Source organism: Streptomyces sp. NPDC043427 (assembly GCF_056436655.1).
The window spans coordinates 31,778-48,434 of sequence record NZ_JBWKCC010000042.1 but is presented as its reverse complement, the minus strand read 5'-3'; the positions used below and the strand labels follow the sequence as shown (position 1 = coordinate 48,434).

Genomic DNA, 16,657 nt, shown 5'->3' with positions numbered 1-16,657 from the left:
CACCCCGCCGGGCCGGTCGTCCAGGCCGCAAGTTGCCGGGCGAGGGGGCGACTGCCTCCGTCAACGCTTCGCCGGCGCCGACCGAGGGGTGTCGAGGCTGGTCGGGCGGGTGCGGAGCACGACCTCGACCGACGACAGCGCGAAGCGCACCGCGCCGGTGAGGACCGCGTCGTCGCCCAGGGCGGACAGGTGCCAGCGCGGGGGGTCGACGAGGAGGCCGTCGGCGTGGTGCTGGGCGGCGGTCAGCAGGGTCCTCGCGGCGGGGAGCAGGGCCGGTTCCGGGAAGAGCCCGGTGCCGAGGACGACCAGGGCCGGGTCGAGGGCGAGAAGGACCGGGGCGAGCCCCTCGGCGAGCCGTCGCCCGTACGCCTCCACAGCGGCGACGGCTCCCGGGGCGGCCGCGGCCGCGTCACGGACGGTGTCGGCGGGAAGCGGCTCCAGGCCGGGGCGGTCGGTCGGGCCGCCACCGGAGAAGCGGATGAAGCCGATCTCACCGGCCGCGCCGTGGTGGCCGCGCAACAGGCGGCCACCGGTGATGACGCCGGAGCCGAGGCGTTCGCCGAGCAGGACGAAGACCATCTCGCCGGTCGCGGGGTCGGATGCCGCCCCGCCCGCAGTCCCCCCGACTCCGCGCCACTGTTCGCCGAGCGCGGCCAGGTTGGCGTCGTTCTCGACGGCCACCGGACAGTCGAGGAGGTCGCGCAGGACGCCGGCGACGTCCACCTCGCTCCAGGTGCCGAGGTTGTCGGCCTGACGGACGCGGGTATTGCCCCGGTCCACCAGTCCCGGGGTGCCGAGCGTGGCGGCCCAGACCCGTGACACGTCCACGTCCGCCCGGTCCAGGGTGGCCCGGATCGCCGAGGTCACCGCTCGTGCGCGGGCCGGGCCCGTGAGGTCGGCGCGGACGCCGAGGCGCTCGACGGCGACCGGTTCGCCGTCGAGGTCGGCCAGGCAGGCGGTGACGGACCGGGGACGCACGTCGACACCGACGACGAACCCCGCGTGCGGCTGGAAGCGGAAACGGCGGGCCGGGCGGCCGGGGGAGCGCTGGCCTCGGGCGGACGGCGCGGGGGCGACCTCGATGAGCCCGCGGTCGACGAGTTCCTCCGCGATCGCCTCGACGGTCGGCCGGGACAGGCTGGTCGCCTTGACCAACTCGGACAGCCGGGGGTGCGGGTCGGCGGAGCGGACGACGGCGAGCACGGCCGCCGCGTTGGTGGTGCGCAGGTCGGCCACGCCCACGACCGAGGGGACCGCCGACGGCGGGCCCGGCTCCGTGGCACCGCTGAGCGGCCACAGGGCCTCCGGCTCCGATGTGGTCAAGGGTCGACCTCCTGTACCGCGACTCGTCACCCACGCTGGCCGCGCCCGTCTCTTGACGAACCATGGCCGGAACTCGATTATGAAACGCAACTGCTTTATTAAAACACTCGGCACCGGCATCTGCCCCCGCCCCCCGCACATCCATGGCACTCGTCCGCGCAGCACCTCCTCTCCCGCCGTTCCAGGAGTCCGCCATGAGTCACGTTCCCGCTCCGCCGTCCAGACGCGCGTTCCTCGCCGCCGCTGCCGGCTCCTCCCTGCTCGTCGCCTGCGGCAGCTCCCTCACACCGGGCGCCAAGGCCTCCGGCGCGGACAGCGCGTCGCCCGTCACCACGGCCGTCCCGACCGACCGGAAGATCACCCTGGTGGTCGCCGACGCGGACGACACCACCATGACCCCCGGCCTGATCGCCGCGTTCCGCGAGAAGTACCCCAACGTCACCTTCAAGCGCCAGTACACCGGCTGGGACGACTACCTGAAGAGCATCAACACCACGATGTCGGCCGACACCGCCCCCGACATAGCCCAGTTCGTCTCCGGCATGAACAACCTGGTCAAGGGCCGCCTGCTGCTCGACGTCGGCGGCTACGGCAAGGCGTACGGCTGGGCCCGCGAGTTCCCCGGCCTGGACCAGATCACCTTCAGCGCCGACGGGAAGACGGCCGGCACCGGCGCCCTGTACGGCGTACCCGGCGGGCTGTCGTTCGAGGGCGTCTACTACAACAAGGCCAAGGTGAGGAAGCTGGGCCTGACCGTGCCGCCCACCACGGTGGCCGAGTTGGAGGCCCTGTTCGCCAAGGCCAGGGCCGCAGGGGAGACCGCGCTGGTGGCGGGCAACCTCGACGGCGGTCTCAACCACCCGTTCAACGTCCTGCTGTCGGTCCACCTCAAGCCGGAGGACCGCGAGGCCTGGGCGTTCGGCCGCAAGGGCGCCAAGATCACCGGCCCGGAGGCGGTGACGGCCGCGACGACCCTCAAGCGCTGGGTCGACCAGGGCTACGTCACCCCCAAGGTCAACGGCACCAGCGACAACGACGCCACCGCCGCCTTCGCCAAGGGCCAGGGCGTCTTCCGGATCAGCGGCAACTGGGCCGCCGCCGCGGTCGACAAGGGACTCGGTGCGGACGCAGGCCTGTTCACCATGCCGCCGAGCACCGAGGGCGGCCCCCTGCGCACCACCGGAGCCGGCGTCTACTACTGCGTCTCCAGCAGGTCGAAGAACGCCGCCGCCGCGGCCGCCTTCCTCGACTACTGCGCCACCCGGCAGGCCTCCGCCGTCACCGCCAGGGCGGGCTTCATGGCACCCGACGCCGCCGCGATGCCCCAGCAGAGCGGCCTCCTGGGGGACGTACGGACCGGCTGGCAGGAGATCGTGAAGGACTCCGGGCTCCAGCCGTTCATCCAGAACGCCTCCACCCCGACGATGCCCGACACCCTCACCACGCAACTCCAGCTGCTCGCCGGCGGCAAGGTCACCGCCGAGAAGTTCCTCGCGGCCCTCCAGGCCGACTACGACCAGTTCCACTCCTGACCGGCCCGGCCCGCCCCCGCGACATGACGACGACCACCACACCCCGACGGGCAGCGCGTCCCGTCCACAAGGACACCGGTCAGCCGGTGCGCTCGCCGCACACGACCCGCAGGCGCCGCCGCGCCGTGGCGCTGCTGTACGTGCTGCCGGCGCTGCTGCCCTACACCCTGTTCGCCGTCCTCCCGGCCCTGCACACCGCCTACCTCTCGCTGTTCGACTGGGACGGGGTGACCCTGCCGTCCTTCACCGGACTCGACAACTACCGCCGGGTGGCAACCGATCCGCAACTGCGCGCGGCTGCCTGGCACGCCGGAGCGCTCATCGTCTTCTTCTCCGTCCTGCCCATCACCCTCGGTCTGGTGTCGGCGGCCCTGGTCGCCCGCCGATCCGGCCGACGCGGCACCTCCCTGATCCGTACGCTGCTCTTCCTGCCGCAGGTCGTCCCGCTGGTCGCCGTCGCCGTCATCTGGCGCTGGGTGTACGCCGAGGACGGCACCCTCAACCAGGCTTTGCGGGCGGTCGGCCTCGGGCGGCTGACCGACGCGTGGCTGGGCAGCTTCACCTGGGCGCTGCCGGCCGTGGGGCTCATCGGGACCTGGGTGGTGTCCGGGCTGTGCATGGTGCTGTTCCTGTCCGGGACACAGCGCATCGACCAGGAGATCTACGAGGCCGCCCGGATGGACGGCGCGGGCCCCGTACGCGAGTTCTGGTCCATCACCGTCCCGCTGCTGCGGCCGGAGACGGCGGTCGCCCTGTCGATCACCGTGATCGCCGCCCTGTCCAGCTTCGACCTGATCTACATCACCACCGGCGGCGGCCCCGGCAACAGCACCGTCGTGCCCGGAATCCTCATCTACCGGCTGGCCTTCGGCGGCGGCGCCGTGGGTCTGGCGAGCGCGCTGGCGGTGGTGCTGACGGCCGTCATCTCCGTGGCCGTCCTCGTCATCAACCGCCTTGCCCGGGAGTCGCCATGACGGCGCGTCAGCACCGTGCCCCCGCCGCACCCGTCGTCCTGACGGTCTTCGTGGCCGCCGTACTCGTACCGTTCCTGTCCCTGCTCCTCGCCTCGCTCCAGCCCGCGGGGACACCACTGACCGGGCTCGCGTGGCCGGACGGCATCCACCTGGAGAACTTCGTCCACGCCTGGTCCGCCGCGGGGTTCGGCCCACTGCTGCGCTCCAGCACCGTGATCGCGCTCGCCGTCGTCCCCGCGGCCGTGGTGTGCGCCACCCTGGCCGGATACGCGCTGGCCACCATGGACGTCCCCGGCGGCGGCAAGCTCTACGGCTACCTCCTGCTCGGGCTGTCCATTCCGGCCGAGGTCACCGTCATCCCGCTCTACTACGACCTGCGTGCCCTCGGCCTCACCAACACGGTGCCGGGACTGGCCCTCGCCGAGATCGCCGCCTTCATGCCGTTCGGGGTGTTCTGGATGCGGGCCCACTTCGCCACCGTGCCGCGCAGCCTCATCGAGGCCGCCCGGCTGGACGGCGCCTCCTCCTGGACGACGTTGTGGCGCGTGCTCATGCCCAGCTCCCGCCCGGCCGTGACCACCCTCGGCGTCCTGTACTTCGTATGGAGCTGGAACCAGTTCCTGCTCCCGCTGATCCTGATCCAGGACCCGGAGAAACGCACCGCCCCCGCCGGACTGGGCTTCTTCACCGGGCAGTACAACGTCGATGTCCCCCTGCTCGCCGCGGCCACGCTGATCGTGATCGCCCCGGTCGTCGTCGTCTACCTCTTCTTCCAGCGGCACTTCATCAACGGCGTGCTCAGCGGCGCCCTCAAGGGCTAGGAGACCCCCACCCGATGGCACAACTCGACGTCGCGCTGATCGGCGCGGGCGGCATCGCGCGGGCCCATCTGCCCGCATGGACCGCACTCGGCGCCCGCGTCCGCGTCTACGCCCCCGACGGCCAGGCCCCCACCCTCGCAAGCGAGTTCGGCCACACAGCGGTCGCCTCTCGCGAGGAGGCCATGGACGGAGCGGACGTCGTGGACGTCTGCACCCCCACCGACACCCACCACGAGATCACCCTGGCCGCCGTGGCCGCGGGGGCACACGTCCTGTGCGAGAAGCCGCTGGCGCTGCGCGCCACCGACGCCGCCGAGATGGCCGCCGCGGCCACCGCCGCCGGGGTCCGGCTCTACCCGGGACATGTGGTGCGCTTCTTCCCCGCCTACGCCAGGCTGCACGCCCTGGTCACCGGCGGCGGACTCGGCAGGGTCGCGGTGGCCCGGTTCACCCGCACCGGCCGGTACCCGACGTGGAGCGCCTGGTTCGCCGACCCGGCGCGCTCCGGAGGCATCCTCGTCGACCAGATGATCCACGACATGGACATCGCCCGCTGGCTCTTGGGCGAGGTGGTACGGGTCCACGCCCACCACAGCGGCCACCTCAGCACCCCGGCGCCGGACGGCGCGGTCGCCACCGGGACCGCGGTGCTCACCCACGCCACGGGCGTCATCACCCAGATCGTGGGCGTGTGGGCGCCACCGGCCACACCGTTCCGTACGACCTTCCACCTCGCCGGCACCGGCGGAACGGTACGACACGACTCGCTCGCCTCGCCCGGCCTCAGGATCGTCGGCACGACCGACGCGGGCACGGCGGCGGGCATCCCGGTGGGCGACTTCGGCGAGTCGCCGTACGCCACCCAGATACGGGAACTCGCCGACGCCTTCGCGGGCGGGCCCGAGCCCCGCGTGGGCCCGGCCGACGGCGTGGCCGCCGTCCGGATCGCCGCGGCCGCCGCCGAGTCGGCCCGCACCGGACGGGCGGTCGAGCTCGCCCCGTCGCACGCATCCCAGGGAGCGTCCGCATGAGGATCGCCGTCCTGTCCTTCGCCCATGTCCACGCCCCGACGTACGTCGAGCTGCTGCGCGACCGCGACGACGTGGAACTGCTCACCTCCGACCCCGACGGCCCGCCGGACGACCCGGACCGGGGAGCGGCGCTCGCCGAGCGGCTGGGCGTGCCGTACGTCGCCGACTGGGACCAGGTGTTCGCGCTGAGGCCCGACGCGGTAGTCGTGACCAGCGAGAACTCCCGGCACCGGCACCTGGTCGAGCGGGCCGCGACGGCCGGCGCGCACGTCCTGTGCGAGAAGCCGCTCGCCACGACGGAGACGGACGCCCGGGCCATGATCGACGCGTGCGCCCGCGCCGGAGTCGGCCTGATGACCGCCTACCCGGTCCGCTTCGGCGCGGCCTTCGCCGCGCTCCACCGCGCCGTCGCGGACGGCTCGCTCGGCTCGCTGGTCAGCGTCCACGGCTCCAACAACGGCTGGCATCCCGCAGGCTCCCGGCCCTGGTTCGGTGACCGGGAACTGGCCGGCGGGGGAGCGGTGATGGACCACACCGTGCACATCGCCGACCTGATGGACGTACTGCTCGACGGAGCGCAGGCCGAGCAGGTGTACGCCCAGGCCAACGACATCCTGGGCCCGGACGCGGGAACCGCCGTAGAGACGGCCGGACTGGTCACCGTCCGCTACCCGGGCGGCGTCGTCGCCGCGATCGACTGCAGCTGGAGCCAGCCGGAGGACCACCCGACCTGGGGCGGCCTGGCCATGACCTGCGTGGCCGAACGGGGGATCGTCGAGTTCGATGCCTTCCCCCGGCTGCTCGGCGGCTTCGACTCCACCACCGCCCGCCCGCGCTGGGAACCCGGCGGCGACGATCTCGACGCGGCTATGCTGGAGGAGTTCCTCGACACCGTCCGCACCGGCCGGCGTCCGCGCCCGGACGGCGAGGCCGGACTGCGGAGCCTGAGGATCGTCCTGGCGGCCTACGCGTCACTGCGAACCGGGCAACCCGTGCCTCTGCCCGGCACAAGCGCGGACAATCCCGTACCGATTCACCCCGCCGAGTGACTTGGCTCTCATGGCAAGGTGGGGACATAGCCGCGACCATGGAGACCCTCACCAGCAGCCCGAAGGGACCGAGGATGCTCCGCAAGGTACTGGTCGCCAATCGCGGCGAGATCGCGATTCGCGCCTTCCGTGCCGGATACGAACTGGGCGCGAGGACCGTCGCGGTCTTCCCCCACGAGGACCGCAACTCGCTGCACCGGCTCAAGGCCGACGAGGCCTACGAGATCGGCGAGCCCGGGCACCCGGTGCGGGCGTATCTCTCCGTCGAGGAGATCATCCGCGCGGCCCGGCTGGCCGGCGCGGACGCGGTCTACCCGGGCTACGGGTTCCTGTCCGAGAACCCCGAGCTGGCCCGGGCCTGCGAGGAGGCCGGCATAACGTTCGTCGGCCCCAGCGCCCAGATCCTCGAACTGACGGGGAACAAGGCGCGCGCGGTGGCCGCCGCCCGCGCCGCGGGTGTCCCCGTGCTGGGCTCGTCGCAGCCCTCCACCGACGTCGACGAGCTGGTGCGGGCCGCCGACGACATCGGCTTCCCCGTGTTCGTCAAGGCGGTCGCGGGCGGCGGCGGTCGCGGTATGCGCCGTGTCGAGGACCCCGCCGCCCTGCGCGAGTCAATCGAGGCGGCCGCTCGTGAGGCGGCCTCCGCGTTCGGCGACGCGACGGTCTTCCTGGAGAAGGCCGTCGTCGAGCCCCGCCACATCGAGGTGCAGATCCTCGCCGACGGCCACGGCAACGTCATTCACCTGTTCGAGCGTGACTGTTCGGTGCAGCGCCGCCACCAGAAGGTCATCGAGCTGGCGCCCGCCCCCAACCTCGACCCGGCCCTGCGCGAGCGGATCTGCGCCGACGCCGTGCGGTTCGCCCGGGAGATCGGCTACCGCAACGCGGGCACCGTGGAGTTCCTGCTCGACCGCGACGGCAACCACGTCTTCATCGAGATGAACCCGCGCATCCAGGTCGAGCACACGGTCACCGAGGAGGTCACCGACGTCGACCTCGTCCAGTCGCAGCTGCGCATCGCCGCCGGCGAGTCCCTCGCCGACCTCGGCCTCTCCCAGGAGACGGTCACCCTGCGCGGCGCCGCGCTCCAGTGCCGTATCACCACCGAGGACCCCGCCAACGGCTTCCGCCCGGACACCGGCCGCATCAGCGCCTACCGCTCGCCCGGCGGTTCCGGGATCCGCCTCGACGGCGGCACCACCCACGCCGGTACGGAGATCAGCGCGCACTTCGACTCGATGCTGGTCAAGCTCAGCTGCCGGGGCCGGGACTTCCCCACCGCGGTCCGTCGCGCCCGGCGTGCCGTGGCCGAGTTCCGCATCCGCGGTGTGGCCACCAACATCCCGTTCCTGCAGGCCGTCCTCGACGACCCGGACTTCCAGGCGGGGAACGTCACCACGTCGTTCATCGAGCAGCGCCCGCACCTGCTCACCGCACGCCACTCCGCCGACCGCGGCACGAAGCTGCTCACCTACCTCGCCGACGTGACGGTCAACAAGCCGCACGGCGAGCGGCCGGAGCTGATCGACCCCACCAGCAAGCTGCCGCGGCTCACAGCCACCGAGCCGCCCGCCGGTTCGAAGCAGAAGCTCACCGAACTCGGCCCGGAGGGCTTCGCCCGCTGGCTGCGCGAGGCACCCACCATCGGCGTCACCGACACCACGTTCCGCGACGCCCACCAGTCGCTGCTCGCCACGCGCGTGCGCACCAGGGACATGCTCGCCGTGGCCCCCGTCGTCGCGCGCACGCTGCCCGAGCTGCTCTCCCTGGAGTGCTGGGGCGGCGCCACCTACGATGTCGCCCTGCGCTTCCTCGCCGAGGACCCCTGGGAACGCCTGGCAGCCCTGCGCGCCGCCGTCCCGAACATCTGCCTCCAGATGCTGCTGCGCGGCCGCAACACCGTCGGCTACACGCCGTACCCGACCGAGGTGACCGACGCCTTCGTCCAGGAGGCCGCGGACACCGGCATCGACATCTTCCGCATCTTCGACGCCCTCAACGACGTGGGCCAGATGCGCCCCGCCATCGACGCCGTACGCGCCACCGGCACCGCCATCGCCGAGGTCGCCCTCTGCTACACCTCCGACCTGTCCGACCCGTCGGAGCAGCTGTACACCCTGGACTACTACCTGCGCCTGGCCGAGCAGATCGTCGAGGCGGGCGCCCACGTCCTCGCCGTCAAGGACATGGCCGGGCTGCTGCGCGCCCCCGCCGCCGCGAAGCTCGTCTCCGCCCTGCGCCGCGAGTTCGACCTGCCCGTCCACCTCCATACCCACGACACGGCGGGCGGCCAGCTCGCCACCTACCTCGCCGCGATCCAGGCCGGCGCGGACGCCGTCGACGGCGCGGTGGCCTCCATGGCCGGTACCACCTCACAGCCCTCCCTGTCCGCGATCGTCGCCGCGACCGACCACTCCGAGCGGCCCACCGGCCTCGACCTGCGCGCCGTCGGCGACCTGGAGCCGTACTGGGAGAGCGTCCGCAGGATCTACGCCCCGTTCGAGGCGGGCCTCGCCTCACCGACCGGCCGCGTCTACGACCACGAGATCCCCGGCGGCCAGCTCTCCAACCTGCGCACCCAGGCCGTGGCACTCGGCCTCGGCGACCGCTTCGAGGACATCGAGGCCATGTACGCGGCCGCCGACCGGATCCTCGGCCACCTGGTGAAGGTCACCCCCTCCTCCAAGGTGGTCGGCGACCTCGCCCTGCACCTCGTCGGCGCCGGGGTGGCACCGGAGGAGTTCGAGGCCACGCCGGACAGGTTCGACATCCCCGACTCGGTCATCGGCTTCCTGCGCGGCGAGCTCGGAACCCCGCCCGGCGGCTGGCCCGAGCCGTTCCGCAGCAAGGCACTCCAGGGCCGCGCCGACGCCAAGCCCGTCCAGGACCTGGCCGCCGAGGACCGTGCGGGCCTGGAGAAGGACCGGCGCGCGACCCTCAACCGGCTGCTGTTCCCCGGCCCGACGAGGGAGTTCGAGACCCACCGCCAGACCTACGGCGACACCAGCGTCCTGGACAGCAAGGACTTCTTCTACGGCCTCAGGCCCGGAAAGGAGTACGCCGTCGACCTGGAGCCCGGCGTGCGGCTCCTCATGGGTCTGGAAGCCGTCGGTGAGGCCGACGAACGCGGCATGCGCACCGTGATGTCCACACTGAACGGCCAGCTGCGGCCCATCCAGGTCCGCGATGTCGCCGCGTCCTCCGACATCCCGGTGACCGAGAAGGCCGACCGCTCCAACCCCGGCCATGTCGCCGCCCCGTTCGCCGGAGTGGTGACGCTCGCGGCCGCCGAGGGCGACGAGGTGGACGCCGGCGCCACGGTGGCGACGATCGAGGCGATGAAGATGGAGGCCGCGATCACCGCCCCGAAGGCGGGCCGTGTCTCCCGGCTGGCGATCAACCGGATCCAGCAGGTGGAGGGCGGTGACCTCCTCGTCGAGATCGTGTGAGGCGAGATCGTCGGGTGGTTCTCAGCCGCGGTGCGCGTCGGGCAGTCGGACATCGACGGCGTGCAGCCCGCTGCGTCCCTCACGAGAACGTGCCGGAGGCCGCCGCGGGCACCGGCTCGCCAGGCCGTAGGCGGTGATCACGGGTTGGAGGCTGGTGAACACCAGCCTCCGCTCCCGCCAGCCGAGGCCGGCGCCGACGCCGACTGCCCCTCGGGTCCCCGTGCCGGGCAGCCAGCGCCGGCGCCGGCTGCCCCAGGTGTCCGTGCCGGGTTGTCTCGCGCGCCCCGTCCCAGCCGCTCTCCAGGCCCCGGTACCCGACCTCCCCCGCGCTCCCGTACGCGGTGCCACCCGCGGCCCCGTACCCGGTGCCTCCCGCGCGGCCCCGCTCCCGGTCATCTCGCCGTCTGGCCCCCGCCCGTCTCGTCGTCCGTCACCGGTGCGGCCTTCGTGAGGGCCTTGCGCTACTACCTGTCCTACCTCGACAGCCACCGCTGACCACGGACGGCCGTATGCGCGGCGCCGACCAAGCGGTCCCTGACACCGAGAGGACCTCTCAGAGGTCGAGGACCAGGCGGGGCCCGCGGGAGCGTGAGACGCAGATCAGCATCGTCTCGCCGCAGGCCCGTTCCTCCTCGGTCAGCAGGGAGTCACGGTGGTCGGGCGTGCCGTCGAGGACATCGGTCTCGCACGTGCCGCAGGTGCCTTCGCGGCAGGAGAAGTCCACTTCGATGCCCGCCTCCTCCACGGCCTCGAGCACCGAGCGGTCCGGTGGCACCGCGAGGACGAGTCCGGAACGGGCGAGCTCCAGCTCGAACGCCCCGGCCGGGCTCGCGTCCGCCGTCCGCGCCGGGGCGAACCGCTCGACGCCCAGCGTGCCGGCGGGCCAGCCCGCGCACCTCTCCTGCACGGCGAGCAGGAGGGGCTCGGGACCGCAGGCGTGCACCAGGGTGCCCTCCTCGGGTGCGCCGAGGAAGGCGGCCAGGTCCAACAGGCCGTACTCGTCCTGCGGGCGGACGAGGACGCGGTCCCCGTGGGGGGCGAGTCGGTCCAGGAACGCCATGGACGTGCGGGTGCGGCCGCCGTACAGCAGCCGCCAGTCGGCCCCGGTCGCCTCGGCGGCCTCGATCATGGGCAGGATCGGCGTGATGCCCACTCCGCCCGCGATGAACAGGTGACGTGCGGCGGGCCGCAGCGGGAAGTTGTTCCGGGGCCCGCGGACCCGTAGGGCGGCACCCTCCGGCACGTGGTCGTGGACGTAGGCGGAGCCGCCGCGGCCTCGTGGCTCGCGCAGCACAGCGATCTGCCAGACGTCCCGTTCGGCGGGGTTCCCGCACAGCGAGTACGAACGGATCAGATCGCCGGCCTCGCCGTCGCCGCCGTCCAGGAGTACGTCTATGTGGGCCCCCGGAGCCCAGGAGGGGAGTGTCCCGCCGTCGGGGCGGCGCAGCGTGAGGGAGACGACGCCGTCGGCTGCGCGGGTGCGGGCCGCCACGACGAGGGTGGTCGCGCCCGGGTTCTGCTGATCGGTCATGGTGGTTCGGCTCCCGGGTTCAGGTACGCGGCGGTACATGCAGCAGCAGTGCGTCGCCCTGGCCGCCGCCCCCGCACAGGGCCGCCGCTCCGGTACCGCCGCCGCGCCGCCGCAGTTCCAGCGCGAGGGTCAGTACCAGCCGGGCGCCCGTCATGCCGACCGGGTGGCCCAGCGCGATCGCTCCGCCGTTGACGTTCACCTTCTCCAGGGGAACGTCCAGATCGCGGGCGGAGGCCAGGGCCACCCCGGCGAACGCCTCGTTGATCTCGAACAGGTCCAGGTCGGCGGTCTTCAGCCGCCCGTCCCGGGACAGCGCGTCACGGACCGCGCCGGCCGGCTGGATGAGCAGGGACGGGTCGGGGCCCGCGACCGTGCCGTAGGCGCCGATCTCCGCCAGCGGAGTCAGGCCCTCCCAGCGGGCGCGCTCCGCGCTCATCACGACGACGGCAGCGGCGCCGTCCGAGAGCTGGGAGGAGTTCCCCGCGGTGATGGTGCCCCCGTCAAAGAAGGCCGGGCGCAGTCGGCCGAGGCTCTCGGCGGTGCTTCCCGGCCGTACGCCCTCGTCGGCGTCCAGGACCGTCTCGCCCCGCCGCCCCGCCACCGTGAGCGGGGCGATCTCCTCGGCCAGCGCGCCCGACTCCCTGGCGTGAGCGGCCCGTTCGTGCGAGAGCGCGCTGTACTCGTCCTGCTCCTCGCGGGTCAGCGCGTACGGCTGCTGGTACCGCTCGGTGGCCGCACCCATGGAGACTCCGTCGAAGGCACAGACGAGGGCGTCGCGGTCGAGGGCGTCCTCGACGGCGGCCGTACCGTACGTCCAGCCGCCGCGTGACCCGCGCAGAAGGTGCGGGGCGCCCGACATCGACTCCATGCCGCCCGCGACGACCACCTCGTGCCGGCCGGAGCTGACCATGAGGTCGGCGAGGGCGATGGCGTGCAGACCGGACAGACAGAGCTTGTTGACGGCGCTCGCCGGGACGGAGAACGGCACGCCGGCGCGGATCGCCGCCTGCCGCGCGGAGTTGGGGCCGGCCCCGGCCTGGACGACATGGCCGAGGACGACGGCTTCCACGCAGGCCGGGTCCAGGCTTACGGCGGCCAGCGCCGCGCCGACGGCGTGCGCGCCGAGGTCGACGGCGGACACGGTGCTCAAGGCGCCCATGAGCTTTCCGATGGGCGTTCTCGCCCCGGCGACGATGACGGATCCGGGCATGGCCGGAACCTCCTGTAGGACGTGGGTGGTTCAGGCCGCCGCGTCGACCGCGCGGTCGGCGATCATGTGGGCCGTCTCGTTGACCGAGTGCAGGACGATCCGCCCGCCCGGCAGCCGTCGCACCCGGCTGACCGAGGTGTAGCCGGGGTGGAACCAGAACATCGTGGACAGACCGAGCACCGTCGCCAGATAGGTGTTGGTGATGCCACCGTGGCACACCGCCGCGACCCGCCCGCCGCGATGGGCGTCGAGGATGGTGCCCATGGCCCGCACGGCACGCGCGCGGAACGCGTCCCAGTCCAGATCGGGGACGAAGTCCTCGTACCGCCCCTCGGCGAGCGCCGCCGCCCGGGGATCGTCCGCGCCGATCTGCTCGGGCGGCGTGTAGGGATGGGACACGTCGGTGTCCCACTCGCGCAGGTCGTCCAGCGTGGTGGCGGTCATGCCGGTGAGCCGTTCCAGGGGCGCCACCGTCTCGCGGGCGCGCTGGAACGGGCTGGTGTACAGCGCGTCGACGTCCTCGTGCACGAGCCAGGAGGCCAGGCGCTCGGCCTGGGCGACGCCCTCCGGCGACAGCCCGGGGTCGTACACGCCCGCCAGCGGGAGTCCGTGCCGGATGAGGAGGAGTTCGGTCATGGTGGTCCTTCGTGGGTCGCGTGGGCCGGCTCAAGGCCCCCTCAGCCGGCGATGGTCCGCTCGGAGCGCCAGTAGGGGCGGCGCATCGCGCGTTTGTCGAGCTTGTCCATGGCGTTGCGCAAGAGCTCCGGGACGAACTCGTACGACTTCGGGCACTTGTAGGCGGCCAGCCTGTCGCGGCAGAACCGGTCCAGCTCCTCGGCGGGCGGCTCGTCCGCGGCGGCCACGACCAGCGCCCGCAAGGACTCGCCGAAGTCCGGGTCGGGTACGCCGATGACGGCGACCTCGGCGACCTGGGGATGTTGGCGCAGCACCGCCTCGCTCTCGGCCGGGTACAGGTTGACCCCGCCGGAGACGACGACGTCCGCGGCCCGGTCGGTGATGTAGATGTAGCCGCCCGCGTCGACGTAGCCGATGTCGCCGAGGGTGAAGACGCCCGGGGAGAGATAGGCGGACTTCGTCTTGTCCGGGTCCGCGTGGTAGCGCACGCCCCTGCCCTCGGGCGCCCGGAACGCCAGCAGTCCGCGTTCGCCGGGCGGCAGGGGGCGGCCGTCGTCGTCGGTGACGAGGACCTCGAACGGGGGCTGGACGCGCCCCACCGAGCCGGGGTGGGCCAGCCACTCGGCGCTGCTGATGCGGGCCACGGTGCCGGCCTCGCTGGCGCCGTACGACTCGGTCAGCACCGGACCGAACCACTCGATCATGGCCCGCTTGACCTCCGGCGGGCAGGCGGACCCGGTGTGGGAGACCTGGAGGAGGCTGGAGACGTCGTAGCGGGCGCGGATCTCTTCGGGGAGGGCGAGCAGCCGCTGGAAGTGGGTGGGCACCATCACCGCGGAGGTCACTGCCCACCGCGCCACCCGGCTCAGGAAGACCTCCGCCCCGTACCTGCCGAGGACGACCACGGGCTGACCGGCCGCCAGATGCCGCAGCGACGTCAGCGGCGCGTTGTGCTGGAGCGGCCCGCACACCAGGTGCGGCCCCGGGGGGAAGCCGGACCGGGCGGCTATCGCGGCGAGGTAGGCGGAGCTGTCGGCGACCGGACCGTTCACCCAGCGCACCTCCGTGCCGCGTGCCCGGCCCGTCGTGCCCGAGGTGTAGACGAGGGGCGGCCGCGCGGGCCGGTCCGTGGGGAGGGGCCGGGCCGCCGGCGCGGACGCCAGCCACGGCTCCCAGTCGAAGGCGTGTCCGATCGCCGGGGTTCCGTGCATCACGACCGGCAGGCCCAGCTCCCGGGCCGCGTCGAGGGCCACCCCGGCGCCGACGGGCCCGGCGATGATCCCGGTCACGCCCGCGTCGATGATCTGGTCGACGAGTTCGCCCGCCGTCAGATGCCGGGACGAGGCCACGGTCCCCACTCCTGCGCGCAGTCCGGCCAGATGGGCCACCAGGGTGGGGATCGCGTTGTCGCCGAGGACGGCGACCCGGTCGTCGGGACCGGGCGCCAACTCCAGCAGCCGGGCCGCCGCTCGTCTCACCCGTTCGGCGAGCTCGGACCAGGTCAGCACGTCGTATTCGTCCATCAGCGCGGGCTCGTGGGGGGTCTCCTGGGCGCGACGGTCGAGTGGCAGCAGCGACATGGCTCCTCCGGCGGCTCCTCGGTCTCTCCCGACGCGGGGGAGAGGGCCTCCCCCGATGGGAGGGAGAGTCGATGCCGAGACTGTAGCGTTTATCAAGAAAGTACGGAACACTCGGATCCGATCCGCCAGCATCTCCGCACGAAACAGGGTTGGGGCATGCGCTGTCCGCTTTCCCTTACTGAAACTGTCGCCTGGTAAGTGCCCCGAGGAGGAACCGTGTTCGAGCCCGATCTGGACACGTGGCGCACGCAGGTGCGGCAGTGGCTGACCACCGTGCTCGAACCGGCCCGCGCGCCGGAGTCCACCGCGGGGGCAGCCGACCTGGCCGTGTTCCACGACCTCCCCGAGGACGTGGAACGCCTGCTCCTGGAGCGCTGCCGCGCCTACCAGCGGGCCCGCTTCGATGCCGGCTACCAGGCCCTGACCCTCCCCGAGGACAAGGGCGGCGCGGGCCTGACCGCAGCCCACGCGGCGGTCTTCGCGGACGAGGAGTCGGCCTTCGGCGTACCGCCGTCCACCGAGCTGATCAGCGTCACGGTCCGACTGGTGGCCCTGTCCGTCTCCCTCTTCGGCACGCCCGAGCAACGCGCCGACCACGCACGGGCCTTCCTGCGTACCGACCTGCTGGCCTGCCAGCTCTTCAGCGAACCCGGCGCCGGGTCCGACCTCGCCGCCCTGCGCACCCGCGCCCGACGGGAGGGCGACACGTGGGTGATCGACGGGCAGAAGGTGTGGACCTCGGGAGCCCGGTTCGCCGACTACGGCCTGCTGCTCGCCCGCACCGACCCGGACGTCGTCAAACAGGCCGGCATCACCGCTTTCCTGGTCCCCATGGACGCCCCGGGCATGGAGGTCCGTCCCATCCGCCAGATGAGCGGCGGCGCCTCCTTCAACGAGGTGTTCCTCACCGGCGTACGGGTACCGGACCGGCTCCGCGTCGGGCGCCCGGGCCAGGGCTGGGAGGTCGCCACCACCACCCTCGCCTTCGAGCGGACCGCGTCCGGCAGCGGCAACCGCCGCAAGGGCGGCACCTTCGCGGACGTCCTCGCCCTCGCCCGCTCCCTCGGCCGCTCCGACGACCCGCTGGTCCGTCAGCGCCTCGCCGACCTGTACGTACGCACCGCACTGCGCGCGGCCACCGTGGCTCGCGTCGCCCGGACGAGCGCCGCCGGGGGCCGGCCGGGCCCCGAGGCGTCGCTGACCAAACTCATGGCCTCCGACCTGCTCACCCGCACCGGACAGGTCGCCGCCGATCTGATGGGCGCCCGGATCACCGCCGAGACCGGGGAACCGGACACCTTCGCCTGGACGCAGCACCTGCTCGGTGCCCCGGGTTACCGACTGGCCGGAGGCACGGACCAGATACAGCGCAACCTGATCGGCGAGCGCGTGCTGAGGCTTCCGCCGGAGCCACGGGTGGACCGGCTGCCGTTCTCGCAGCTTCCCGGCAACTGAGGGGCCGGGGCCGTTTTCGAACCGATCGGCCAGGGCGGTTCCCGCACACACCAAGGAGTGACATCG

General features: G+C 72.9%; 12 protein-coding genes. 7 read left to right on the top strand and 5 right to left on the bottom strand.

All coding sequences use genetic code 11. The features are described from left to right. Positions 1–60: 60 nt before the first annotated feature. On the bottom strand, positions 61–1,323 hold the full coding sequence (locus AC067M_RS41970; RefSeq protein ID WP_478702265.1) for an ROK family transcriptional regulator: 1,263 nt from the start codon (positions 1,321–1,323) through the stop codon (positions 61–63). 194 nt (positions 1,324–1,517) lie between these two features. On the opposite strand from AC067M_RS41970, the gene AC067M_RS41965 reads away from it, so the two are divergent. The 6 genes from AC067M_RS41965 to AC067M_RS41940 all read left to right on the top strand — a co-directional run bounded on the left by AC067M_RS41965 (position 1,518) and on the right by AC067M_RS41940 (position 10,179). Further along, positions 1,518–2,855, top strand: coding sequence for an ABC transporter substrate-binding protein (locus AC067M_RS41965; RefSeq protein WP_478702264.1), 1,338 nt, complete (start codon positions 1,518–1,520; stop codon positions 2,853–2,855). A 23-nt stretch (positions 2,856–2,878) separates the two neighbouring features. After that, positions 2,879–3,829, top strand: coding sequence for a carbohydrate ABC transporter permease (locus tag AC067M_RS41960; protein WP_478702263.1), 951 nt, complete (start codon positions 2,879–2,881; stop codon positions 3,827–3,829). Then, positions 3,826–4,650 carry a carbohydrate ABC transporter permease gene (locus AC067M_RS41955; protein ID WP_478702262.1) on the top strand — a complete coding sequence of 275 codons (825 nt, stop codon included), beginning with the start codon at positions 3,826–3,828 and terminating at the stop codon, positions 4,648–4,650. The genes AC067M_RS41960 and AC067M_RS41955 overlap by 4 nt, the downstream gene beginning before the upstream one ends. A 14-nt stretch (positions 4,651–4,664) precedes the next feature. Beyond that, the gene (locus AC067M_RS41950; protein ID WP_478702261.1) at positions 4,665–5,681 is read left to right on the top strand and encodes a Gfo/Idh/MocA family protein; all 1,017 of its coding nucleotides are present in this window, start codon (positions 4,665–4,667) and stop codon (positions 5,679–5,681) included. After that, entirely contained in the window at positions 5,678–6,730 is a 1,053-nt protein-coding gene (locus AC067M_RS41945) for a Gfo/Idh/MocA family protein (protein WP_478702260.1), read from the top strand. The genes AC067M_RS41950 and AC067M_RS41945 overlap by 4 nt, the downstream gene beginning before the upstream one ends. Positions 6,731–6,804: 74 nt before the next feature. Beyond that, complete coding sequence (locus AC067M_RS41940) at positions 6,805–10,179, top strand: pyruvate carboxylase (protein ID WP_478702259.1); 3,375 nt, start codon at positions 6,805–6,807, stop codon at positions 10,177–10,179. Between the two features lie 553 nt (positions 10,180–10,732). On the opposite strand, the gene AC067M_RS41935 is transcribed toward AC067M_RS41940, so the two are convergent. From AC067M_RS41935 to AC067M_RS41920, 4 genes are read right to left on the bottom strand one after another with little or no spacing between them, the layout of a single operon-like run. Further along, positions 10,733–11,710 carry a PDR/VanB family oxidoreductase gene (locus tag AC067M_RS41935; RefSeq protein ID WP_478702258.1) on the bottom strand — a complete coding sequence of 326 codons (978 nt, stop codon included), beginning with the start codon at positions 11,708–11,710 and terminating at the stop codon, positions 10,733–10,735. 19 nt (positions 11,711–11,729) lie between these two features. Then, complete coding sequence (locus AC067M_RS41930) at positions 11,730–12,920, bottom strand: acetyl-CoA C-acyltransferase (RefSeq protein WP_478702257.1); 1,191 nt, start codon at positions 12,918–12,920, stop codon at positions 11,730–11,732. 30 nt (positions 12,921–12,950) lie between these two features. Further along, positions 12,951–13,556, bottom strand: coding sequence for a histidine phosphatase family protein (locus AC067M_RS41925; protein WP_478702256.1), 606 nt, complete (start codon positions 13,554–13,556; stop codon positions 12,951–12,953). A gap of 41 nt (positions 13,557–13,597) precedes the next feature. Further along, on the bottom strand, positions 13,598–15,136 hold the full coding sequence (locus tag AC067M_RS41920; protein WP_478702255.1) for an AMP-binding protein: 1,539 nt from the start codon (positions 15,134–15,136) through the stop codon (positions 13,598–13,600). 216 nt (positions 15,137–15,352) lie between these two features. Between AC067M_RS41920 and AC067M_RS41915 the strand changes: the two genes are divergently transcribed. Further along, the gene (locus tag AC067M_RS41915) at positions 15,353–16,591 is read left to right on the top strand and encodes an acyl-CoA dehydrogenase family protein (protein WP_478702254.1); all 1,239 of its coding nucleotides are present in this window, start codon (positions 15,353–15,355) and stop codon (positions 16,589–16,591) included. Positions 16,592–16,657: the final 66 nt, after the last annotated feature.

Excerpts from the sequence above, each read along its gene's own strand:
- AC067M_RS41945 (WP_478702260.1), top strand. The coding sequence starts at position 5,678 with ATGAGGATCGCCGTCCTGTCCTTCGCCCATGTCCACGCCCCGACGTAC.
- AC067M_RS41955 (WP_478702262.1), top strand. The coding sequence starts at position 3,826 with ATGACGGCGCGTCAGCACCGTGCCCCCGCCGCACCCGTCGTCCTGACG.
- AC067M_RS41920 (WP_478702255.1), bottom strand. The coding sequence starts at position 15,136 with ATGTCGCTGCTGCCACTCGACCGTCGCGCCCAGGAGACCCCCCACGAG.
- AC067M_RS41935 (WP_478702258.1), bottom strand. The coding sequence starts at position 11,710 with ATGACCGATCAGCAGAACCCGGGCGCGACCACCCTCGTCGTGGCGGCC.
- AC067M_RS41965 (WP_478702264.1), top strand. The coding sequence starts at position 1,518 with ATGAGTCACGTTCCCGCTCCGCCGTCCAGACGCGCGTTCCTCGCCGCC.
- AC067M_RS41930 (WP_478702257.1), bottom strand. The coding sequence starts at position 12,920 with ATGCCCGGATCCGTCATCGTCGCCGGGGCGAGAACGCCCATCGGAAAG.
- AC067M_RS41950 (WP_478702261.1), top strand. The coding sequence starts at position 4,665 with ATGGCACAACTCGACGTCGCGCTGATCGGCGCGGGCGGCATCGCGCGG.
- AC067M_RS41925 (WP_478702256.1), bottom strand. The coding sequence starts at position 13,556 with ATGACCGAACTCCTCCTCATCCGGCACGGACTCCCGCTGGCGGGCGTG.
- AC067M_RS41960 (WP_478702263.1), top strand. The coding sequence starts at position 2,879 with ATGACGACGACCACCACACCCCGACGGGCAGCGCGTCCCGTCCACAAG.
- AC067M_RS41940 (WP_478702259.1), top strand. The coding sequence starts at position 6,805 with ATGCTCCGCAAGGTACTGGTCGCCAATCGCGGCGAGATCGCGATTCGC.